Raw genomic sequence first — 23745 nt, 5'->3', positions numbered from 1 at the left:
CTCTTGGTTGCTGTCCCTATTATGGCATGATTATGTGTGATGATGGCGTAGCGGCCTGTATGCCGCCGTCGGTATCCCGGACCTACCTGCGCGCCGCTGCAAGGCTGAGGATGTGCCGGGCCATGATGTCGGCCGCGTCACGGATGCCATACTGCCAGGCGTGGTCGCCGAGCTCGTGCAAACGTTGCGGATCATCCAGCAGTCCGGCGATATGGTCGTGTACCCATGCAGCGGTGAAATCGCTGTCATTGACCATCATGCCGCCGTCCGCGTCGACAACTGGCTGCGCGTTGAAGCGCTGCTCGCCGTTGCCGATCGGCAACGGAACGTAGATTGCGGGCAGTCCAAGCGCGGTCAGTTCGCACACCGTGCCGGCCCCCGCCCGGCAAATCACCAAATCGGCGCATGCGAAGGCCAAGTCGATGCGTTCCAAGTATTGCGCGACATGATAATCACCCTGCCCGGCGTGGGCCGGATCAAGGTCGTTCAAGGCGTCCGCCCCGGCCTTGGCTGTCACGTTGGCTTCGACCTGCGCGATTTTGCCTTTGCCGGTCAAATGGATGACCTGCGCGCGCTTCAGCAGGTCGGCTGCCGCACCGGCGACCGCCGTGTTGAGGCTCAACGCGCCAAGCGAACCACCGGTGACCACAACGACCGGACGACCGGGGTCAATGCCCAGCTGTGCGGCAGCCTGCGCACGCACCGCAGGATAGTCGGTTCTGATGCGAGCAGCGAGCTGCGCGATGGCGGGGCGCAACGGCAGGCCGACCCGCTCAATCGTGGTTCCTTTGCCAGGCTTCAAGCCGGTGTTTTCGTATGCCGTGCCGATAAAGGACGCCCATTGGGCGCCGAGCTTGTTGGCCATGCCCGCTCGGGCGTTTTGTTCGTGGATCACCACGGGGATGCCCATCGCGTGGGCGACAGAATACACGGGTGCGGAGGCGTACCCGCCGAAACCGACGACTACCTGCGCTTTTCGGCGCTCCAGAATCGCACGCACTTTGCGCTTTTCACGGCTCCACCGCCACAGGAAGGTGAGCGCGTCCTTGTTCGGGCGGCGCGGGAACGGGACTTTTTCCACCGTATCCAGCTCGTAGCCGGCCTGCGGGACGAGATCATGCTCAAGTCCGACCGCCGTGCCGATGACACTCAGTCCGGCATCGGGTTCAATCCGCCGGATGGCGTCCGCGACGGACAACAGCGGGTTCACATGTCCGGCGGTACCGCCGCCGGCCAATACGATATTCGTCATGCTTTCAGCTCACCTCGTGGGTTGCCTTATGGTCCTGTACAGTACTGGTTTCGATGCCGCGGATACCACACGCGGCCATCCTCACTACTCTACCGCTCAGCTTGCCCGCCGCAACAGGCTCGCTTGTCGAAGCCGGGCAAATTAAGCTCCCGCATCCGCACACAGGCGCTGGGCATGGTCGCACCATTAGGAATTGAGCGGGTTGGTCGCCGAAGCAATCTGCGTCTCCTGGCGCATCATGCTGATGGCCACGCCAGCTGCTGTCAGACACATGATCAATGACGAGCCGCCCGCCGACACGAACGGCATCGGCACGCCCATCACCGGCAACAGGCCGATAACGACCATGATGTTGATAATCGCCTGGCCGACAATCCACACCGCGATGGAAACCAACGCAATCGAAGTGTACCGGTCCTTGGATTGCAGGGCGATGCATGCGAGGCACCATCCGATCAGCACGAACATGATGACGATAACGATTGCGCCGACAAAGCCGAGTTCCTCGCCGATGATCGCGAAAATGAAATCGTTGTGCGCTTCCGGCAAGTAGTTCCATTTCTCGCGGGAGTTGCCCAAGCCGACTCCGGCGAAACCACCTGATGCGAGCGCGTATTTCGCGTGGATGCTCTGATAGCAGGTGCCTTGCATTTGTGTGGTATCGCACGAGGTGTACGCCGAAAGCACGCGAGCGAGACGGTTCGGGCTTTGGATGACCAGCACTCCGGCAAGTACTGCGACCACGGCGCCCATGATGCCGAACCACGATTTCGGCATGCCGCCGAGCAGCAGTGCGATCAAGCCGATGATGAGAATGACCATATCGGTGCCCATATCGCGGCCGAGCATAACAAGTGCGCAGCAGATGATCAGCATGATGATTGGCACGGCGTACGGCCGGTGATCTTTGTCGGTGCTGCGTTGTTGGGCGATAACCACGCCCAGCGGCATCCACAGGCATACCGCGAGTTTCATGAACTCGGCTGGCTGCATGGTGAATATGCCGAGGTTGACCCATCCGGTGTTGCCCTGATAGTTGACGCCCAGCGGTGACATGGTCAGCAGCTGGAATCCCCATGCAATCATGAGAATCACGCCGGAACACCTGCGGTAGGCGGGAGCTTTCAAGCGTGACGCGCCGAAGCAGAACACCAGGCCGATCAGACAGAATTTGCCTTGGGTCAGCGCCTGCGACCACGGGCTTTTCCCACTGGAGATATTGCTGATAACCGAGCTGGAGAAGACCATGACCGCGCCAAGGAAGGTGAGGAACATGACCGCGCCGAAAAAGCAGTGGTAGCACCACAGGGGGCTTTTGAGCATACGGATGCCGTGGGCGTCGCCGGTGGTGCTTGGGTCGATGACCGGCTTGCATGCCGCGGTGGTTTTTTCCACCGCCATAATGCGCTTGGGGAGCACACTGTCTTTGACTTGTTCCCACAAGCGGTGACGCGTCTGCGGGTCTTTAGCGCTTTTGGACTTAGGTGTCCCGGACGGGATGGCCTGCCGATTGCGCGCTGTCACCGCCGTCTTACCGCGGTATGGATCGGCGCTGGCACCGTCTGCCAGCTTGCGGGACGGCCGCCGGGACGCCCGCTGGGCGGGTTGCGACCCGGTCGGGGCGAGAATGTCGAAATCCTCAGCGCCGCGGGCGTCATCCCGCCGTTGCCTGGGAAACACGGTGGACTGGGCTGTGCGCCCCTTGCGTTCGCCGCGTCGCTTGGGGTCAGTGCTCGCCATGCGCATCAACCTGATGTTGTGCGGACCACTGTTGTGCCGAGCGGGCAAACTGGTCGCCGCGGTCCGCATACGAACGGAATTGGTCCATGGAAGCGCAGGCAGGCGCCATGAGCACGATGTCACCGGCCTTGGCGTACGCCCCCGCAGCCTCGACGGCACGCTGCATGACCGTGGACGCGTCGGCAGGGTCGATGAGGGTGAGAGGAATATCAGGTGCTGAAGTCTTGAAGGCGTCAATCATCGGCTCCTGGTCTACGCCGATAATCACGGCCGCCTTGATGGTTTTGGCCTGGTCGCGCACCAACTGCTCGAACCGGGCGCCTTTGGCAAGTCCGCCGGCGATCCACACCACGGATTTCGGGGCGAAGCTGGACAGGGAGGCATGCGCGGCATGCGCGTTCGTTGCCTTGGAATCGTCGACGAAGCGGATGTCGCCGCCCTCCACGTGAGCGGTCGCGACCCTCTGGATGCGATGCCCGCCGGGAGCGAAGGACCGCAGCGCGTCCAAAGCCGTATTAAGGTCTGCTCCCGCTCCGAGCACTAGCGCGAGGGCAGTCAACGCGTCGGCAAGCAGATGCGGGTAGACTGTACCGTCCGGTTCGCACAAATGACTGAATTCGGTGATTTTAGCCACTCGGTACGCGACACCCGGCACTGCTCCGGCGACACCGCTGCGGTCGACAATCCATCCCTCGTCCACACCGATCTGCCCCTCTTCGGGCGCATGGAGGGTGAATCCAATCCTGTGGCAACCCGGCGCGGTCTGTGCGGCATGGGCCAAAGCGGTCACCCGAGCGTCGTCAGCATTGTAGACGAGCGCTTTGCGTGCCCGGTGGAAGACCTTGCTTTTATCCGCAGCATAGTTTTCGATGCCGCCATGCCAGTCAAGATGGTCGTCGGCGATATTCGTGATGGCCGCGCACTCCAGCGCCAAGGAATCCGTGAAATGCAGCTGGAACGAGCTTAATTCGACGCACAACACGTCGTTGTCAGGATCGACTGCGGCATGCGAGACGGCTTTGCCGATGTTGCCGACCGCAGGGGCGGTGAGCCCACACGCCGTGAGCATGGCCGACGTCATTTCGGTGGTCGAAGTTTTGCCGTTGGTGCCGGTGATGCCGATCCACGGCGCCGGGCTGCCGGTACGGCGGGAATTGACCCGCAGCCGCCAGGCGAGCTCTACTTCGGAGTATACGGGGATGCCGCGGCGCTGCGCCTCAAGAATGAACGGGGTTCTCGGTGTGAACACCGGCGAGGTCATCACCAGGTCGATGCGGTCCCAATCAATATCGTCGAAGGAATGCAGATCGGCTTCGGGCTTGTGCTCGTCCACGCTGATCACCGACTTGGCACGCCCTCTGAGGACTTCGACCATACTGCGGCCGGATACACCAAGCCCCGCGACCAGGACCGTCTTGTCGGCAATCGATGCGCCGCCGTTACCTGTCTCGCCGCTCAATTCGTCGTTCATGTCATCTCTTTTCCGCGCTTGCGCGCAATCCGCAGGTTTTCGACACGACCCTAACGCCTTCCGGTTACGGGACGCAGGCTACAGCAACAATCCGGAACGGGTCACCCAATCGCCATAGAAGATCATGATGGCGACCAACGTGAACAGCAGTTCGATCATCCAGAAGCGGACGACGACCTTGCCCTCGCTCCAGCCGAGCAATTCGAAATGATGGTGAATCGGGGCCATTTTGAACACGCGCTTGTGGGTGAGTTTGAAGCAGCTGACCTGGATGACGTCGGACATGACCTCAATCACGAACAGGCCACCCAGAATAATCGCAAGGAACTCCGTGTGCGTGGCGATTGACAGCGCGGAGAACAGGCCACCCAACGCAAGGGAGCCGGTATCACCCATGAAGATTGTGGCCGGATTGGAGTTGTACCACAGGAAACCGAAGCATGCGACCGCCGCACATACGGCGATGATGGACAGGTCAAGCGGGTCGGATACCGCATATGCATACCCCTCATGACCGGCACCCTTGAGATGGTAGCACTCCCAGTAGGCGATAATCGCATACCCGGCGAAGGCGATCATCGATGAGCCGGATGCCAAGCCGTCCAGACCGTCGGTCAGGTTCACAGCGTTCGTCCACGCCGTCATGAGGAAGTTCACCCAGATGATGAACAAGATCATCGCACCGACTTTTCCGGCGGATTCAAAGTTCCAGAACGGCTTCTCGATGAAGCTCATACCGGCCTGCGCGCTCGGGAAACCTGATTTTGTGGGGATGATCAGCGCGAGCACCGCGTAGCAGGTCGCAAAGATGAACTGGCCGATGAATTTGGCGTGCACCGACAACCCGAGGTTCTGCTTCTTGCGGACCTTGGCGAAATCATCAATGAACCCGAGCAGGCCCATCGACACCATGGCGAACAGCACAAGCACCGCGGACCATGATGGCACCGAGCCGCCCGTGCAGAAGCGGTAGATTGCGGAAGCACCCCACCCGAGCACAATGGCAAGAACAATAATCAGCCCGCCCATGGTAGGCGTACCGCGTTTGACCTGATGCGATTTCGGACCGTCCTGCCGGATGTACTGGCCGTAATGCAGCTTGTGCACGATGTCAATCAGCACCGGAGTGCCGAAGAACACGACCAGCAGCGAAACCACGATGCCGATGATTAGCGAAATCACTGTCTACTCCACTTCCTGCGCGACTCACAGAGCCTTATCGGACCAACGTTCAGCCAATGCGCTCAGCCCGGAAACATGCGATCCCTTGAGCAGCACCACCGTGTCCGGATGGTGCGCCGCGGCGGCCACAACAAGACGATCGGCCTCGGCTGTGTCATGTACCCAGTGTATCGGGACGTCGGCACGGCCGGATGTTTCAAGGTACTCGCGGGCACCTTGGGACATGGCTTCGGCGAGCGCGTCGAAATGCTTGTCCGTGGCGCTGCCGACCGCAATCAGCTCATCGACGCCGTGGCTCAATGCATATTCGCCGATGCCACGGTGCTGTTCGCGTTCGCTGTCCCCCAACTCGAGCATCGCCCCGAGCACGCCGATGCGGTACGGTTGCACAGCCTCCTTGGCATGCCATGCGGCCAGACCGTCGAGGCCGGCCTTCATGGAATCCGGGTTCGCGTTGAAGGAGTCGTCGATCAGAGTGAACGAGACTTCCCCACGACGGACGGTGGACACGGCCATGCGATGCGCGCTGATGCGTCGCACGCTGCCGAGCACTTCAGCAACGCGTTCCAGCGTCATGCCACACCGGCGTGCGACCGTCGCGGCGGCGAGCGCGTTGACCACATTATGCCGACCTGTGATGCCCAGCGTCACCGGGGCGGTGCGCCCGTCGGCATCGACCAGAGCGAAAGACGGATGGCCCAAATCGTCAAGAGTCACGTCACGGGCGGTGATTTTCGGCGTGGAAGCGTCCTTCCGGACGTCCTCGATGCCGAACCACAGCACATCGGCCGGGGCGATGGCCTGCATCGCGGCCACATGCACGTCCCCCGCGTTGAGTACGGCGGTGCCACCGGGCACCAGGCCACGCACGATTTCGCTTTTCGCCTGCGCAATGCGCTCCGGCGAACCGAATTCGCCAAGATGCGCCACGCCGACCTTGAGAACAACGGCGATGTCAGGCGGTGCGATCGTGGTCAGGTGTGCGATCTCCCCCACATGGTTCGCGCCCATTTCAGCGACTAGGAACCGGGTGCTCCTGCCGACTTTGAGGGCGGTCAGCGGCAGACCGATTTCGTTATTGAACGATCCCACCGGCGCAATGGTCGGTCCCATGTCTTCCAGCAAAGCGTGCAGCAGGTCCTTGGTGGTGGTTTTGCCTACCGAACCAGTAATCCCCACGATGGTGAAATCGCCTTCCGCCTTGCGACGGGCCGCAAGGTTGTAGGCGGCGAGACGCCCCAACGCCTCGACGCAATCATGGACAAGGATCTGAGCGACCGGCGCATCCACGACATGCTCGACGATGGCCGCCACAGCACCGTTTTGGGCCGCCTTTCCCACGAAATCATGGCCGTCCACATGCTCACCGGGAATCGCCACAAATACCGACCCGGCGCCCGCCTGACGCGAATCGCTGACCACTGCGGGTTCGAACGGCCCCTGCGGCACCTGCACCTGGCTGGGTACCACCAGCTTGCCGTCCACGGCGTCGGCGATCTGTTCAAGGGTCACCGGCATCATGCCCGTCTCCTGCGTCATCTTTCGTTCCTTCCTGCTCGTCTGCACGAGTTGTTCCCTGCCCATGTCTTTATTGTCCGTCTACGACACACCGATTATGGCAATGCTGTCAAATCATCCGACCTCGAAAAACCATGCATACTGCCACATGTATCGGTGCAGTGTCCATATCTCGCCACTGCCATTCACTGCATCTCGCTCGATACGCGCAATGCGTTGCGGATATTGGATTTGCGCACGCCTGCGGCCATAACCATCGCGATGGATAGGCTCAGTCTCGACGCATCGCCGACGCCGGCCGACCCATCAACCGCTTCAGCGGCGATTTCATCGGTTTCAGCGTCACGCTGATAAATCATCTGGTTATTGCCTTCCAGGGACAGGCCGTAGCGCTGCGTCCAATCAGCCAATGTCGTCTTGAGCAAGGTGGGCGTCAACGCATCGCAGCTGCCGGCGACATCAACACTGGTACCTTCGAGCGCGTGATCCGCGAGGGTACCCGGTTCAAGGGCGATGATGATTGCAGCTGCACCGTCTTCGGCGCATACCGCCATCGTGTGTTGAATATCGTAGATGTCAAGTGGATAGGACAGGTTGAGCTGCCGTTCCAGCGATGATGAGCCGGCGGCGTTGACCTGTCCGACGGGATTGCCAAGCATATGCAGGAATGTGGCGAGGCGGATGGCTGTAGCCTGCACCTCATCGCCGTCCTGCCCGCCGACCGCGAATACCGCTAGCGCGTGGGACGGCTCCCCCGCGATTGAAGCCGCAAGGGCACCGATTTGTTCGGGTGTCGGCTGCGCAATGATCACCGGATATCCAGCCTGCCTGCCCACCTGCTCGCTCGTGTGGGGAACGATAGCCGCATACGCGCCGCGAGTATGGGCGATGTGCAAGGTCTCTGCATCCACATCCTGCAACGGGGTGAACAGCGCTCCAGGCATAATCGAATCGATATCACTGCTGATTGAAGTGATGGTTACACTGCCAGCGAATTGGGGAACGAGCTCGAAACCGTAACGCGAGCAGATGTCACCCAGCGTCATCCGCCGTCCTACGGCCTCAGTCACCACGCTCATCACACGCCCCTTTCTGTTGGTATGCCCTGTTGTAAGCCCGGTTGTTTGCACGGTACCGTCGGGCAGACCGAATACCATACCATGCCGGTCACCACGTCACCGGGATAGCATCGGTACGCGGCGTGGATGCCGGCACCTGATACTTCTGCATAAGGAATTCACCGATGGTCTTGAAGATTGGCCCAGCCGTCATACCACCATAAGTGCCTTCCGGGTCCTTGAGGATGACAGTGACCACGAACCGCGGATTGTCGGCGGGGAGCACGCCTACCCAGTCGGCGATGATCGACGTGAGTGCCCCGTTGGAGCCGGCGACTTGCGCGGTGCCGGTTTTCGCCGCGATGCGGTACCCGCTGATACCGGCCTGCGCCTGGTAGTATTCACCGACCGACTCCATGGCGTTGAGCATCTGGCTCGCCACGGATTCATCGATGACCCGGGTCGCTTCCCCGCGTTTCGGTGTTGTAGTCCGCCCATCGGCGTCGGTCACGGATTTGATGATGTACTGCTGGTTTTTCACACCCTTATTGGCGATGGTCGCAATCGCGTTTGTGATCTGCATGGCGTTGGTCGAGTAGCCCTGGCCGAACAGCACGGTGTTGCGGGTACGGCCGTCCCAGGTACTCGCGCTGGTCAGCGAACCGCTGGACTCTCCCGGCAGATTCAATCCGCTGGCCTGACCGATGCCGAATTTCTTCAGGAACTCATAGCGTTCCTCGCTGGTGTACTGGTCGGCAGCCATGATCATTCCGACGTTCGAGGACTGTTGCAGAATGCCGGCGAGCGTCCAATTGGTCGTAGCATGCTCGTGCGAATCCTTGTATGACTGACCGTCCACGGTGATGGTGCTCGGCACGCTGAATTGGTCGGTCATCTTGTGCAAGCCAAGCTGTAACATGCCCGCCATTGCGAACACCTTGCCGACCGAGCCAGGCTCGAAAGTCTGCGCGACGGCACGGGATGCGGTTTGCATCGCTTCGGTGCTGCCGGCCTCAATCTGGTCGGAATCATCAAGCGCGATAATCGCACCAGTCCGCACGTCCTGAACAACCGCGATACCCCACTGTGCGTGGTACTGGCTTACGCCGTCCGTCAGCGCCTTCTTGACATACCAATCCACATCGGAATCGATGGTGAGCTTGACATCCGAACCGTTGACGGCATCTTTCGAATCAACCAGCGTACCCGGAATCACCTGGCCGCCGCCACCACTTTGATACTTTTTGGAGCCGTTGGTGCCGGTCAGGGTCTTGTCCTCAAGCAATTCGATACCACTGACGCCCTTACCGCTGCCGTCCACACCACCGAGCAACGAGCCCAGCAGCGCACCGTTGGAATACTCTCGGATGCTGGACAGTTCCGTGGTCACGTACCCGCCGATATTGAGCTTGTCGATTTTTCGTTTGACTTCCGGGGACACATTCTTCTTCAGCACCACGTACCGCAGATTGCTGCTGAGCTTTGCTCCCAAGGTTTTCGCATCCACGTCAATCACGCTGGACAGCAGTCGCGCGACGGCCGCCGCACCGGTCGTTCCCACCGGTTTGCCGTTGATGGAATGGCAATAGCCCTTGTTGTTCGTCGTGCAATCGGTCGGCTTGAACGACTGTGCGAGCACCGGGTCGCCGATGACATTGTAGCGTTCGACACTCTGTGCGAGCACCGTGCCGTTCGTATCCTCGATCTTGCCGCGGTTGGCCTGAACCGTCACCGTTTTCGTACGATTCTCCTCGGCGGCCACGGCAAGTCCCTTGTCATTGACCAGTTGCAGAACCGTCAACTTGCCGACGCAAGCCGCGGACAACACAGCGAATGCCACCAGAACCAGCAGGCAGCGCGTACCGAACTGTCCAAGCGCATCGAAGAAACGCCTGATTCTTCGCATGTCATTTGCTCCCGTCGCTAGGTTGGTAGCCGTTCAAATCAATAGTGACGGAATCCTGCTGCGGAACCATACCCATATCCTGGGCCTTCTGCGGCAAGGACGCCTGTAATGAGTCGAGTTTTGTCTGGTCCGTCTGGATGTCCTGTTGGAGTTTTTCGATCTGCTGCTCAGTCTGCTGCGAATCGAACGAGTTTTCCGCCATCTGGGTACGCAAGGTCAACGACCCCACCGCGGTCGCGCCAAGGAACGCGATAGCGATGCCCACCTGGATCACCGGAACAGTATGTGAGCGTGTCCATTCGATGAAGCTACGTAACCGGTCTTGCGAGGACGCGGAGTCGGCCTGCTCGCTTTTGACTACATGCAGCTCCGGGCGCGCGGCTGCCCGACGCGTCTCTTGTTGACGCTCGGGATGACTGGCGGGAGACGCCTGTGAGCGGATTCTACGGGCGGAAGCTGCCATCATCCCCTCCTCGATCCATGGTCATGCCGGGTACCTTTCACGTGGATTGCACGGGTCGAATGGGTGAAATCGCCATGGGTGTCATTGCGACCATGGGCGTCAGTGCGGCCGCGCGAGGCACGCCGGTCACGGCCACCGCCTTCGACAGCCATCTGTTCGAAGCGTTCACGCCATCGTTGAGGCAGTTCACGATTCAACTCGACTGCACGCAGCCGTACCGATGCAGATCGGGGATTTTCGGCGATCTGCTGATCGTCGGCCATGACAGCGCCCCGGGTCAGCGCGGTGAAGAACGGCTTCGCGTCATCGGGAATTACAGGCAGACCCGCAGGCACGTCCGCTTCAAGACCGTGACGCATGAAGGATTTGACAGTCTTGTCCTCAAGCGAATGATAGGACTCGACAACCAGTCTGCCGCCGACCGCCAGATGATTCGCGGCCTGTGGCAGGGTATGGGCGAGTTTGTCCAGTTCACCGTTGACTTCGATGCGCAACGCCTGGAACACGCGCTTCGCCGGATTGCCAGCCGGGCGGTGCGCCTTGGGAACTACGCGGTCTACAAGGCGGTTGAGCTGGCCAGACGTCGTCAACGGCTCCTCCCCACGTTCCTGCACGATTGCGTGGGCAATCTGCCGGGCGAACCGCTCCTCGCCATAGGTCTTGAAAATGTGGACCAGGTCACGCTCATCGTATTGCGCAAGCACCTGGGCTGCCGTGAGTTCCTGCGTCACGTCCATGCGCATGTCGAGCGGGGCGTCATGGGAGTAGGAAAAACCACGGTCCGTCTCGTCAATCTGCAAGCTGGAAAGACCCAGATCCATGAACACAGCCTGCACGCTGTGCACGCCGAGATTGTCAAGAACCCGGTCAAATTCGTCGAATGCCGCATGCACCGGGGTGAACCGGTCATCCAAACCTTCTTCATGCATCCGCTGTGTGGCAAGGGACAACGCCTCGCTGTCACGGTCGATGCCAATCAGGCGGGCCTCGGGGGCTGCTTTGAGGAACGCACACGCGTGCCCGGCCAGGCCCAAGGTGCAATCGACGACAATGCTGCCGGGACGTTCAAGCGCCGGAGCGACAAGTCCTACGCATTCCTCAAGCAGGACCGGCTGGTGGATTTGAGAGAAATCAGTCATCGCGTCATCACCATTCCACACTCGGCAGCACATCGTCGGCGATATCGGAGTACCCCTGCTCGTTGTCGGCAAGATACTGCTCCCAAGCCTTCTTATCCCAGATTTCTGCACGCGTGCCCACGCCGATTACGACGATATCGCTGCCAAGCTTGGCGTAATCGCGCAACATTTGCGGCACCAGCACCCTGCCCTGCTTGTCGGGGGTCTGATCGACGGCGCCGGAAAGCAGAACACGCAGATATTCGCGCGCGGCCTTGTTACCCAATGACGTGTGTTGGATCTGCATGGCGACACGGCGGAATTCTGCCTGCGGGAACAGGTACACGCAGCGTTCCTGACCACGGGCCATAATCAGGCCCGGGCCGAGCTGGGTGCGGAACTTCGCGGGGAGCGCCATACGGCCTTTCGCGTCGATTTTCGGGGTGTACGTGCCCAAAAGCATGACTTCGCCACTGTCTGTGGGCATGGGTGCGGCAGCTGAAGCCGAGTTGAGGGCGGGTGCGGGGGCGGAGACGAAGACGGGGCTGGTGGCGGACTGCGGCAGAGCCGCCTGCGGCTGCGTTTGCATGGTGCCTAACGACTGCTGCGGGTACACAGCTTGCGCTTGCTGGGCTGCGGCAAGCTGGGCGGGCGCGGATATATGCGACTGCGGGGCAAACGGCTGCTGGGTCAACGGCTGGCCGTCCATGGTTTGAGGCCTGGCGACGTATTGCTGGGACTGCTGCTGGGCATAGGAGGCCGGGAATTGGACGTGCGGCATGGACTGCTGGGTCGCGGCATACTGCTGCGGTGCGGCCTGCTGCGGCTGTGGGACGGCTTGGGATGGCTGAGCCGTCTGGGACTGCTGCGGCATTGCAGCATAAGGGGTCATCGATTGATAGCCCTGAACTTGATATGCCGACGCAGACGACTGCTGGGCAGGTGGCATTTGCACGGCTGGCGATTGCGGCGCAGCAGTCTGCGGCTGGGGTTGCTGAAGGAAGGCGGGCGGGACTTGCGACACGGGATAACCATTGGAAACATTTGCTGCAGCCGCGTCTGCGGCACCATTAGCGACACCGTTGATAGCGCTGGCTGGGGTGGTGGGTTGAGGCCAGTCCGATGAAGGTTGCGGGGTCGCCGAGGTTTGGTCGAGTGGTGGAATTTGGCCGGAAGTCTGGGATTCGGAGGGGGTCACCGGCTTGTCATCATCGCGCTGTTCTGCCATTGGACCCACCTCCTTTTGCCCATGTTGTTTCGCGTCGCCACAGCTGACTCACCACTTTACCCCACAATTCACCAATTTTCCCCATCACGACACAAAAAACTCACGATATCGCGCTCAAACCGTTGCCATCATTCGAAAACCGGTTCGACACAGGCGTTTCGCTCGAAAATCCTGCCAATTCCCCGCTCGACCCCATCGCGCTCAGATTACCGTTCGACAAGCGTTTCCCACACCAATCCCATATCTATGGTGATGCAATCACCATTTTTCCTACATACATTACGGATTGCGCTAGGGATTGATGCTTTTGTGGTGAACCATCCCTAAAAATCGGCTGTATCGCCCATCTCTAAATGCAAGTCACCAGCCATGCGAGAGGAAATAACGCGGGGTCGCACAGCAAGCTGATAACGCAGAGCGCGCCAGCTGATCGCCTCAACCGCGCCGATCTGCCCACCGTGCGACCGCCAAGTCGCACGGCAGGCAGATAACCCACTAATTGAAACCAGCTAGGCGCTCCACCTCCCCACAGTGCGATCGCAGAGTCGCACGCCGGGCAGATACACCCACAATCTGTCCGGCAGAGCGTCCCGACTCGTCATCATGTGAGGATTCACTCACACAACGCAGCTCGATGCGCCCCACGCGCCAGCAGGCGGAGCCACGAAACACAGCACCGGCGGCGGCACACCCCCATGTCGAAACCAGCACATCAGCAATCCGACGACATCCGACTGTTCGCCGCCCCACCAGCAACATCAAGCCCAGCTGAAAATCAGCGACAACAGGGGACAACGCAGGAACAACGTAGAAGCCTCGCGCTACACTGGAATGCCTGAATTGCAGCACCCGAAATGCAGAAACGGAACAGCATGACGACATACTCCTCCCAGCTTCACGAGGAACAGCAGGCGGTCACCCGCGCCTACAATCGGCTTGACGCACTGCGTGACCAAGCCCGGCAGCGTCTGGCGAAAGTACGTGCCGCGGGGTCGCACGGCTCGCCGACCCAGCGCACCGAACGTGATTCCTTCGCCACCATGTACGAGGATCGGCTGATGCAGCTGCGCGCAGTCGAGGATCGTCTGGTGTTCGGTCGTCTTGACGACGTGCACGGCAAACGCCGGTACATCGGCAGGATCGGCCTGTCCAGCGCCGACCATGAACCTATTCTCACCGATTGGCGTGCCGAAGCCGCCCGACCGTTCTATGAGGCGACCCCGTCGCATCATGGCGATATCGTCATGCGACGCCATATCACACTTCATTTCCGCGAGGTCGTCGGGGTTGAGGACGAGGTGCTCGACGTACACGCCGATCAGGTCGGTAAAGCCTCCGACGCCGGCACACTGACCGGCGAGGGCGCGCTACTCGCGTCGCTCAACTCGAAGCGTACCGGCAAGATGACCGATATCGTCGCCACCATTCAGGCGGAACAGGATCGCATCATCCGCGCGCCGCTCGACCGTGTGGTCATCGTTCAGGGCGGACCGGGAACCGGCAAAACCGCTGTCGCGCTGCATCGCGCCGCATATCTGCTGTATACGCACCGTCGCAGACTCGCCAATTCCGGCGTCCTGGTCATCGGCCCGAGCACCAGCTTCCTGCATTACATCGATCAGGTGCTCCCCTCGCTCGGCGAGACCGGCGTGGTCAGCCGCACCATCGCCGACCTCATCCCCGGTGTCGTCGCGACACACGAGGATGACGCGAGAGCCGCCATGCTAAAAGGCGATTATCGCATGCGCCACGCGATCGAGCATGCAGTTGCTGCGCGTGAACGCGTTCCACAACGATTGCCTGTCGTTACGCTCAACGGTTTCAAAGTGCCCATGCTCCGTACGGATATTGAACAGGCGATCGCCGACGCAAAACGTACACGCCAGCCACACAACAAGGCGCGTGAAACCTTCGTGCGCAGCATGCTCAGCGCGCTACGCAACCGGTACGTCGAGCAACTCGATTATCAGCCGAATCAGGCAGAACTGTCCGACATCGTCTCGCAGTTGCGTATGAACGACCAGATCCGAATTACCCTGAACAAAGCATGGTTGCCGATGACCGGCGAATGGCTGATCGATCAGATGTTCGCCAAGCCGCACCAGCTGCGCGCATATGCCCCATGGCTGACGGACAACGATATCCGCATTCTTACCAGGCCGAAAGGCTCGCCGCTGACCCGTTCCGACATCCCTCTGCTCGACGAGGCGTTGGAGCTGCTCGGGCCCGACCCCCGCCAAGCCGCACGGCAGGCGACGCAGGACGCCAAGCGAGCCGAAGAGGAACAGTTCGCCCGCGATACGCTCGCACAGGCCGGCATCGGCACAGGTATCGTCACTTCGCAAATGCTGCTTGACAATATCAACGGCGGCGACGACGAACTCATAGCCCAGCATGCGGCAGCCGACCGAGAATGGACTTACGGGCATATCGTCGTCGATGAGGCGCAGGAACTGACCGCCATGGATTGGCGGATGCTCATCAGACGCTGTCCGTCGCGTTCGTTCACAATCGTCGGAGATGTCGCGCAAACCTCTGCACTCGGCGGCACACGCTCGTGGGCGAAAACCATGGATCGGCTGTTCGGGCCTGATCATTGGGATCTCAACGAATTGACCATCGATTACCGCAATCCGCAGGAAGTCTCCGACTTGGCCTCTGAGTTCGCTCAGCGAGAGGGCCTGTATGTCTCGACGGTCAAGGCCGTTCGGCATGTGGATGATTCCGTCCGGCGCGTTCTTGTGCACACCGATGCTGAGCTCAACGCAGATGTCGCCTCGCGCACACTCGGCCTGGTCAAGGAGTTCATCAGCGATGACGGCACCGGACGCATCGCGGTCATCTGCTCCCCCGAGCGGCTTCCCGCCATGCAATCGACGGTCGACGACACGTTGCGCGATGGACTGCCTGAAGATCGCTACAGGCGACTCGCGGAGCAGAGCAGTTGGGATCGACAGGTCATGGTGTGCACCACCGAGGAAGTCAAAGGCTTGGAATTCGACGCGGTCATTGTCGTCGAGCCCGGAGAGATCGAACAGACCGCGCCTTCACGACTTGTTGCCGCCGCGGATTTGTACGTGGCGATGACCCGTCCGACACAACGTCTGCTTATAGTGCGGACAGAGGATGACGAACATCAATTGATGATTTAAGGTAGTAGTATGCCCAAAGCATTGTTATTAGAGAATATTCATCCGTTCGCGGCGCAATCGCTGCGAGACCACGGTTTTGAAGTGGAAACGCTCACGGGCGCTCTGAGCGAGGATGAGCTCATCGACGCGCTCGAAGGTGTTGATCTGCTGGGCATTCGCTCCAAGACGAATGTCACTCGCAAGGTGATTGACGCCCGTCCCAACCTGACCGCGATCGGCTGCTTCTGCATCGGCACCAACCAGGTCGATCTCGACTACGCGGGCAAGCGCGGCATCGCCGTGTTCAACGCGCCGTATTCGAATACCCGTTCCGTGGTGGAACTGGTCATTTGCGACATCATCTGCCTGATGCGCCGCATTCCTGCGCACACGCACCATATGAAGCACGGTGTGTGGGATAAGTCCGCCAGTGGTTCCCACGAAGTGCGCGGCAAGACGCTCGGCATCATCGGCTACGGCAATATCGGCTCCCAGCTTTCGGTTCTCGCCGAGGCCATGGGCATGCGCGTCCTGTTCTATGATCTTGAGGAGAAGCTCGCGATGGGCAACGCCAAGCGCATGTCGAGCCTCAATGAGCTCCTTGAGCAGTCCGATGCCGTGACGCTGCATGTGGACGGGCGCAAGTCGAACACCGGCTTCTTCGGCGAGGAACAGTTCTCCCACATGAAGCAGGGCGCTATTTTCATCAACCTGTCTCGCGGTTTTGTCGCGGATTTGGACGCACTCAAGCGCCATCTGGATTCCGGGCATATCTCCGGTGCGGCCGTTGACGTGTTCCCGGTCGAGCCTAAGAAGAGCGGCGATGCGTTCACCACGCCGCTGGCTGACGAGGACAATATGATTCTGACACCGCATATCGGCGGCTCCACGCTTGAAGCTCAGGAATCCATCGGCCATTTCGTGTCGCAGCGTCTGGAAGACTACTGGTTCAAGGGTTCCGCAGCGCTGTCCGTGAACTTCCCGCAGCTCAACCTCGGCAACAACCGCGGCGTCGCACGTATCGCGCATCTTCACGCCAATCTGCCTGGCGTGCTGGGCAAGATGAACCACATCCTCGGCGAGGAGAACATCAACATCTCTGCACAGTCCCTCGGCACCGAAGGTGAGTTGGGATATGTGGTCACCGATGTCGCCGACGTCCCCGACCAAGCGACTATTGACGCGCTGAGCCATATCGAAGGCACGATTCGCATGCGTGTGCTCACCGACGACAACACTGCAGAGGATACTGAACGCTGACACTCGTGACGCGTTTTATTGATGCGAGTGCGTTCGTAGACGCGTTTCAGATAGCTGTATTCAGCTGATATCACAACCGGTCAGGTTACTAGGCGGCCTGACCGGTTTCTTATGTGAGTCTGTGTCATCACATGTCAACATGTCACATCTGACTGAGAACAGCGAGATGCGAGCCGTCTACAAAAGCAACCATGCCAATCACCAGCACATGGTCAGTGAACGCCGTTGAGTTCCTTAGCTTTGCTGGCGTTCAGCTCATCGATAGCATGCTGGAAGTCTTGCAGGTTTTCAAAGTTCTGATACACGCTGGCGAATCTCATGTACGCGACTTCATCCAAATCGCGCAACGGTTTGAGAATCGCTTTGCCTACCTCGTCGGATTTGACAGTCGCCAGACCGCGGGATCGCAGATCTTCCTCCACCCGCTGACCGAGCATCTTGAGCTGATCCTCGTCAATCGGCCTACCCTGGCAAGCTTTACGCACACCGTTGACCACCTTGTTGCGGTCGAACGGCTCCACATTGCCCGAGCGTTTCTGTACCAGAAGCATTGTGGTTTCCACCGTAGTAAAACGCCTGCCGCATTTGAGGCACTCACGACGACGACGAATGGAATGACCGTCCTCGTTGATACGGGTGTCGACCACCTTGGTTTCAGGATTCTGGCAAAACGGGCAATGCATACCTTCAACCATAGTCGACAGCCCCAACTTGCCGTTCCCGCTTGTCAACCAGTGGCCAGTATCAAGGCGAACCAACCGACCATCGTCAGTCAATGGGCACCACAATTGATTCCCCCGGTTTGAGACCAGTGGATTGCAAGTTGTTGAGTCTGACGATTTCATCAACCTTCTGGTTCACGTCACCGCCAGCAGGAGTCACCTCCTGCGCATACTGCCACAAGGTATCCCCCGCCTGCACTTGATAGGTTACGGTTTGCACCGGGGTTGCCGATTCCGCAGTCCGCGGTTCTAGCATGCTCCACCCGAACACCACCGCGATCGCCAGCAAGGCGACAATCAAACCTTTCGACAGCACAGACCGGCTGCTCGCTGCAGCGATCGCGGACACTCGCGCAGTTCCACGCCGATGCAGCACACCAACCCCCTCGCCTGGGCGCGTCTGGACAGAGCGATAGCCAACAGAACGCATCCCCATATACTCCTGAGCTCGCATACCTCTCCACCTTTCCCGTGCGTTATGCCTCATGCGCATGTCTAATCTGCAATACCAGCCATGCGCATGTGCCAACTGCCTTGCAACCCGCGACGCCATACGGCAACGCTGCGATCACTCGCAATACGTTCGAACATATGTTCTATCGAACAGGTGTTCTAATTATGACACGGACGTTCGAAGTTGACAAGTGGCGTGTCGAACATTTGTTTGATTTTTCCCGCGGGCTCGGTTATGCTAGTGGAGAACGAAAGGATTTGATGTGGGCACCATCGCTTTCCCGTCTAGGCATGATGACGAGCACAGCCAGCAATCATTGGCGTTGAGCAACCGCCAGCGCCAAGTGCTGGATGCCATTCGCTCCCATGTCGCCAAACACGGCTATGCCCCATCATTCCGGGAAATCGGTGATTTGGTGGGTCTGAAAAGCCCGTCGTCGGTCAAGCATCAGCTGCAGGTTCTCGCCGACCGCGGTTATATCCGCATCGGCGCCAAAAAAGGCCGTGCCATCGAGCTTGTCGAGGATCAGTCCACTGCAACACCATCTGTTCCGTCCAAATCCATGCATCAACAGGCCGCGCAGATTTTTCCCTTCCCCATGGCGGCAGCATCCACGGACGATCAGGAATCCATTCTTGAGTCGCGCGACGTGCCCCTTGTGGGCAGGATTGCAGCAGGCACTCCGATTACTGCCCAGCAGCACATCGAAGATGTCATGAGGCTCCCGGAACGGCTCACCGGCACGGGTAATCTCTTCATGCTCGAAGTCCACGGGGATTCCATGGTAGACGCGGCCATCTGCGACGGTGATTTTGTGGTGGTGCGCGAACAGCAAAACGCCGAAAACGGGGACATCGTCGCGGCGCTGCTCGATGACGAAGCCACCGTAAAAACCTTCCGCAAGGAGCACGGCCACGTGTGGCTCATCCCTCACAACCCCGCATACTCCCCCATCGATGGTACCCATGCACAAATCATGGGCAAAGTAGTCACCGTTCTGCGCAAGATCTAAGTCTTGCCGGTGGTGTCGCACGTCGCAATCATCTGTCGCGGCGTCATGCGACGCAACAGTCACACAACGGGGAGATGCCCTGCTGACCAAGCGCATTCGAACACCCAACCGACTCGGCGTGCAACACAACAGTCACACGACAGGCAGATAACCGCCGAGCACACCGGCTCGGAATGACCGAGCGGCCCGGCGCACGACTCAATCCTCACATATCCCCTCAAGTAGACGCGTCACCTTCAGCTCAATCAGACGCGTCACTAACCCCAACACCATCACCGCTGTCACCCTCACCTTCCGGCGCGTCGTGCAAATGTTCCGCGCGGGTCGCCTCGCACCCGGCCGGCTCAAGCTGGAAGGTCGTATGCGGAATCGACACCGGGAAATGCTCACGCAGGCAGCTTTGCAACTGAGCCAGAATCTGCGCCCCCTGCGCCATTGACAGCCCCGGATCGACCACTACATGCGCCATCAGCACCGGCATTCCAGTCGACACCGTGCTCGCATGCAGGTCATGCACAGCCACCACATGCGGCACGCGTTCCATATGTGCTCGAACCTCATCGAGATCCAACCCCTCCGGAGTCTCCTCCAACAGCACACGCACCGCCTTGCGCAACAGCAACACCGCGCGCGGAATCATCATCAACGCGATGATGCCGCCCGCAATCGCATCGAAACCGCCCCAACCCGTGCATTGCAGCACAATCGCCGAGACAATAACCGCAACCGACCCCAGGGCATCATTGACCACCTCGAGAAAGGCCGCACGCATATTCATGTTGTCATCGCTGTTCCCGTGAAGAATGACAATCGAACCGATATTTGCCGCCAAACCCAACACGCCCATGAACAGCAGCAGCCCGACGCTGCGCACACCGTCATCTGCTCCGCCGAACAGGCGCATCCCCGCCTCGACAAGCGCATAGACCCCGACAAACAACAACACCAACGCACCGAGCGCCGCAGTGATGACCTCCAGCCGAGCCCACCCCCATGTCCGGGTGTTGCTGGGCTTGCGTCGCATCAGCATCGCCGTCACCGCCGAGGCAACCAGTACTGAAAGATCAGTGAGCATATGCCCGGCATCCACCAGCAATGCCAGCGATCCGGTCAGCGCGGCGCTGATAACCTCGGCGATGAACACAGTCGATGTCAGCGCCAGCGACATGGTCAGCCTGCGCTGATGTTCCTTGCTGCTTCCCGCTTTCCGGGAGGCTCCTTCACCATGCGTCATCGCGTACTCTCCTTGGGTATTCCGTAGCCATACTTACACATAGCCCGTACGCCTTGCCGCCAGCGCCCTGCCGCCTGCGTATATGCACTGCGCACTGCCACCTGCGCACTGTCGAAACCGCTTCTCATTACCATTCTCATCCGTGCAGATACGACGAAACCCCGGCGTAACGGCCGGGGTTTCCTTGTCGTTCCGAGTGTACCGGGGTATGGCGTCACGACATCAAGTCAGTCACGGCACCATACGGCTCGCGAACGTATCAGAAGCCGAACTTCGCAGCGGTCTCGCGCAGCGTCTCCGCGGACTTCTTGAGCTCCTGGAGCTCATGGTCGGACAGCGGGGTGTTGATGCGGGAGTTCACGCCGTGACGGTTCAGCAGCGTCGGCACGGACATGCACACGTCGGAGATGCCGTGGAAGTCGGTGAGCATGGAGGACACCGGCAGGATGCGGTTGGTGTCGCGCAGCACAGCCTCGATGATATCCACACCGGACATAGCGATCGCGTAATTGGTCGCGCCCTTGCCCTGGATGATCTTGTAGGCGGCGTTCTTGACTTCCTGATGAATCTCCTCGCGCTTGGCGGCATCGAGCGGCTCATGGCCCGGCAGCGGCTGCCAATCGCACATCGGGACACCACCGATGGTGGCGGAAGCCCACAGCGGGACTTCGGAATCGCCGTGCTCACCGGCGATGTATGCGTGCACGTTCTTCACGTTCACGCCGGTCTGCTGCGCGATCAGGAAGCGCAGACGAGCGGAATCAAGGTTCGTTCCAGAGCCGAACATCTGGTTCGCCGGCAGGCCGGACAGCTTCATGGACACGTGGGTGACGACATCCACCGGGTTCGTGATGAGCATATAAATCGCGTTCGGGGCGACCTTCACCACGTTCGGGATGATGGACTTCATGATGTTGATGGTCGCGCCTGCAAGATCGAGGCGGGACTGACCCGGCTTCTGGCGAGCGCCCGCGGTGATGACGACCATGTCGGCGTCACGGCAGATCTCCACATCGTCGGAACCGTCGATGGAGACGGTCGGATAGAAGCTGGAGCCGTGCTGCATGTCGAGCACCTCGGCCTCGACACGCTCCTTGGCGATGTCCTCGAGAACGATTTCGCGCGCAACGCCACGCTGGGCGGCCGCGAAGGCAAGCGTTGAGCCGACAGCGCCGGCACCGATGATAGCGAGCTTCGTGGGCTTTACAGCTGAATTCACCATTTGCTACTTCTCCTTGGCAATGACCCGATTGTGACGGGCTTCATTCAGTAACATCTCCACTCTAGTGGCTCTCCGTGACGTTTACGCAGGGAAAACGCCTTGACGCGGGGCCAAGGGAAGGAAAAATATGAGAGCGTTCACAATGAAGTCGTATTAAGCATTGCAGTCGTTCAGCGGTTATTCATCGACGGCGGCATCGACCACCTGGGCGGCAAGCTGGCTGTCAACCTGCGCTTCGATCATCATGCCATCCCCGCGGTACTCAATCGAGTCCATCTGACCGTATTCGCGGATTTTCGAGACGAGCGACCCGGCTGTGTACGGCAGCAACGCGCTGACATGCACGTCAGGCACCGGCAGGAGCGCCTCGACCGCCTCACGCAACGCGTCGATGCCTTCCCCGGTGAACGCGGATACGAGGTGCGCCTCGGGAGCGAGCGCCGCAAGACGCTCACGGGTCGCCTGATCCGCCCGGTCGATTTTGTTGAATACCAGAATGCGCGGGATACTTTCGGTGCCGTTGATATCGGCGAGGATGGCATTGACCGCGTCGATCTGGGCGAACGGGTCCGGGTGTGAGGCGTCGACTACATGCACGATGACATCGGCGTCGGCGACTTCCTCGAGCGTGGATTTGAACGCCTCGACCAGCTGCGTAGGCAGACGACGGACGAATCCGACAGTGTCCACGTAAGCGTATTGGCGGCCGTCCTTCGCGCTCGCGCGTCGCACCGCGGTGTCAAGCGTGGCGAACAGCGCGTTCTCCACCAGCTCACGCGAGCCGGTCAGCCGGTTGGTCAATGATGATTTGCCCGCGTTGGTATACCCGACCACGGCGACCGTGGGCAGACCGAAGCGACGTCTAGACCCGCGCTTGACATCGCGCGCGGGGGCCATGTGGGCGATCTGTTTACGTAATTTGGCGATCCGGTTGCGGATGACACGGCGGTCCATTTCGATTTTCGTCTCGCCGGGTCCACGCGAGCCGATACCCGCGTCGGCGCCCGCCGCACGACCACCCGCCTGACGGGACAGCGACCCGCCCCAACCGCGCAATCGCGGCAGCATGTATTGCAATTGGGCGAGCTCGACTTGCGCCTTACCTTCGCGGCTGGTCGCATGCTGGGCGAAAATGTCCAAAATCACGGCCGTGCGATCGACGACCTTGACTTTTGTCGCATCCTCCAAGGCTCGCCGCTGGCTCGGGGGCAAGTCGTCGTCGACGATGATGGTATCGGCTTCGTCACGCGCGACAACACCCGCGATTTCCTTGGCCTTGCCGGAACCCACATAAGTCGCGGAATCCGGGCGCAGACGGTGTTGCAAGAGGCCGTCGCACACCTGGGCGCCGGCGGTTTCGGCGAGTGCTGCGAGCTCGCGCAACGATTCCTCGGCCTGTGCCTGGGTGGTTTTCGCGCTCGACCACACGCCGACGAGCACCACGCGTTCGAGACGTACCTTGCGGTATTCGACTTCGGTGACATCCTGCAATTCGCCGAGACCGGCAACTCGTTTGAGTTCGTTGCGCGCCTCGCGTTCGCGCCACTCCTGGTCTTCATGGGCGTAGGGGTGGGCCGCGGCATCGTCAAGCAGGACCTCGGAATGTTCGGACAGCACGTCCTCGTCTTGAGCCGGGGCGGATTGGCCCGATTGCTCGGATTGGTTCAGGGTGCCGTCCGAAGCATGCTCCGCCGCACCTTGGTGCCCTGCCTGTTGCGGTGTCATACCCGTCGCACTCCCCTGCCGTTCCTGACTGGTCTGGGTTTCCCGGTTG

18 protein-coding genes are annotated in these 23745 nt (G+C 60.2%); 3 read left to right on the top strand and 15 right to left on the bottom strand.

The features are described from left to right. Nucleotides 1-82: 82 nt before the first annotated feature. From CQR48_RS03040 to mraZ, 10 genes are all read right to left on the bottom strand, one after another. Complete coding sequence (locus CQR48_RS03040) at nt 83-1252, bottom strand: UDP-N-acetylglucosamine--N-acetylmuramyl-(pentapeptide) pyrophosphoryl-undecaprenol N-acetylglucosamine transferase (protein ID WP_101451970.1); 1170 nt, start codon at nt 1250-1252, stop codon at nt 83-85. 186 nt (nt 1253-1438) lie between these two features. Further along, on the bottom strand, nt 1439-2992 hold the full coding sequence (locus tag CQR48_RS03035) for a peptidoglycan glycosyltransferase FtsW (RefSeq protein WP_244898920.1): 1554 nt from the start codon (nt 2990-2992) through the stop codon (nt 1439-1441). Beyond that, the gene (gene murD, locus CQR48_RS03030) at nt 2979-4463 is read right to left on the bottom strand and encodes a UDP-N-acetylmuramoyl-L-alanine--D-glutamate ligase (RefSeq protein WP_101451969.1); all 1485 of its coding nucleotides are present in this window, start codon (nt 4461-4463) and stop codon (nt 2979-2981) included. Before murD ends, CQR48_RS03035 begins: the two co-directional genes overlap by 14 nt. Nucleotides 4464-4541: 78 nt before the next feature. Next, entirely contained in the window at nt 4542-5645 is a 1104-nt protein-coding gene (mraY, locus tag CQR48_RS03025; RefSeq protein WP_015450138.1) for a phospho-N-acetylmuramoyl-pentapeptide-transferase, read from the bottom strand. A 24-nt stretch (nt 5646-5669) separates the two neighbouring features. Continuing rightward, complete coding sequence (locus CQR48_RS03020) at nt 5670-7166, bottom strand: UDP-N-acetylmuramoyl-tripeptide--D-alanyl-D-alanine ligase (protein ID WP_180334533.1); 1497 nt, start codon at nt 7164-7166, stop codon at nt 5670-5672. A 182-nt stretch (nt 7167-7348) separates the two neighbouring features. Continuing rightward, complete coding sequence (locus tag CQR48_RS03015) at nt 7349-8242, bottom strand: hypothetical protein (protein WP_015450136.1); 894 nt, start codon at nt 8240-8242, stop codon at nt 7349-7351. Between the two features lie 88 nt (nt 8243-8330). Then, the gene (locus CQR48_RS03010; protein ID WP_033492181.1) at nt 8331-10127 is read right to left on the bottom strand and encodes a peptidoglycan D,D-transpeptidase FtsI family protein; all 1797 of its coding nucleotides are present in this window, start codon (nt 10125-10127) and stop codon (nt 8331-8333) included. 1 nt (nt 10128) lies between these two features. After that, nucleotides 10129-10590: a cell division protein FtsL gene (gene ftsL / locus CQR48_RS03005; protein ID WP_015450134.1), complete on the bottom strand. Its 462-nt coding sequence runs from the start codon at nt 10588-10590 to the stop codon at nt 10129-10131. After that, the gene (rsmH, locus tag CQR48_RS03000) at nt 10590-11729 is read right to left on the bottom strand and encodes a 16S rRNA (cytosine(1402)-N(4))-methyltransferase RsmH (protein ID WP_101451967.1); all 1140 of its coding nucleotides are present in this window, start codon (nt 11727-11729) and stop codon (nt 10590-10592) included. The genes ftsL and rsmH overlap by 1 nt, the downstream gene beginning before the upstream one ends. 7 nt (nt 11730-11736) lie before the next feature. Next, nucleotides 11737-12195, bottom strand: a complete 459-nt coding sequence (mraZ, locus tag CQR48_RS02995) for a division/cell wall cluster transcriptional repressor MraZ (protein WP_044085896.1) — start codon at nt 12193-12195, stop codon at nt 11737-11739. A gap of 1613 nt (nt 12196-13808) precedes the next feature. Between mraZ and CQR48_RS02990 the strand changes: the two genes are divergently transcribed. Both CQR48_RS02990 and serA read left to right on the top strand, forming a co-directional pair. After that, nucleotides 13809-16088 carry a HelD family protein gene (locus tag CQR48_RS02990; protein WP_101451966.1) on the top strand — a complete coding sequence of 760 codons (2280 nt, stop codon included), beginning with the start codon at nt 13809-13811 and terminating at the stop codon, nt 16086-16088. 9 nt (nt 16089-16097) lie between these two features. Continuing rightward, entirely contained in the window at nt 16098-17327 is a 1230-nt protein-coding gene (serA, locus tag CQR48_RS02985) for a phosphoglycerate dehydrogenase (protein WP_101451965.1), read from the top strand. A 212-nt stretch (nt 17328-17539) separates the two neighbouring features. Here serA and nrdR read toward each other — a convergent pair whose 3' ends face one another. Both nrdR and CQR48_RS09305 read right to left on the bottom strand, forming a co-directional pair. Next, entirely contained in the window at nt 17540-18010 is a 471-nt protein-coding gene (gene nrdR / locus CQR48_RS02980; protein ID WP_015450129.1) for a transcriptional regulator NrdR, read from the bottom strand. A gap of 85 nt (nt 18011-18095) precedes the next feature. Next, the gene (locus tag CQR48_RS09305; protein WP_239646854.1) at nt 18096-18305 is read right to left on the bottom strand and encodes a LysM peptidoglycan-binding domain-containing protein; all 210 of its coding nucleotides are present in this window, start codon (nt 18303-18305) and stop codon (nt 18096-18098) included. A gap of 460 nt (nt 18306-18765) precedes the next feature. On the opposite strand from CQR48_RS09305, the gene lexA reads away from it, so the two are divergent. Then, nucleotides 18766-19515, top strand: coding sequence for a transcriptional repressor LexA (lexA, locus tag CQR48_RS02965; protein WP_101451963.1), 750 nt, complete (start codon nt 18766-18768; stop codon nt 19513-19515). Between the two features lie 241 nt (nt 19516-19756). On the opposite strand, the gene CQR48_RS02960 is transcribed toward lexA, so the two are convergent. From CQR48_RS02960 to hflX, 3 genes are all read right to left on the bottom strand, one after another. Next, nucleotides 19757-20749, bottom strand: a complete 993-nt coding sequence (locus CQR48_RS02960; protein WP_101451962.1) for a cation diffusion facilitator family transporter — start codon at nt 20747-20749, stop codon at nt 19757-19759. Between the two features lie 259 nt (nt 20750-21008). Then, entirely contained in the window at nt 21009-21971 is a 963-nt protein-coding gene (locus CQR48_RS02955; protein ID WP_015450125.1) for an L-lactate dehydrogenase, read from the bottom strand. A gap of 177 nt (nt 21972-22148) precedes the next feature. Beyond that, on the bottom strand, nt 22149-23696 hold the full coding sequence (gene hflX, locus CQR48_RS02950; RefSeq protein ID WP_015450124.1) for a GTPase HflX: 1548 nt from the start codon (nt 23694-23696) through the stop codon (nt 22149-22151). Nucleotides 23697-23745: the final 49 nt, after the last annotated feature.

The organism is Bifidobacterium thermophilum (genome assembly GCF_002846655.1).
GTDB lineage: Bacteria > Actinomycetota > Actinomycetes > Actinomycetales > Bifidobacteriaceae > Bifidobacterium > Bifidobacterium thermophilum.
This window is presented reverse-complemented; position numbering and strand designations above follow the sequence as displayed.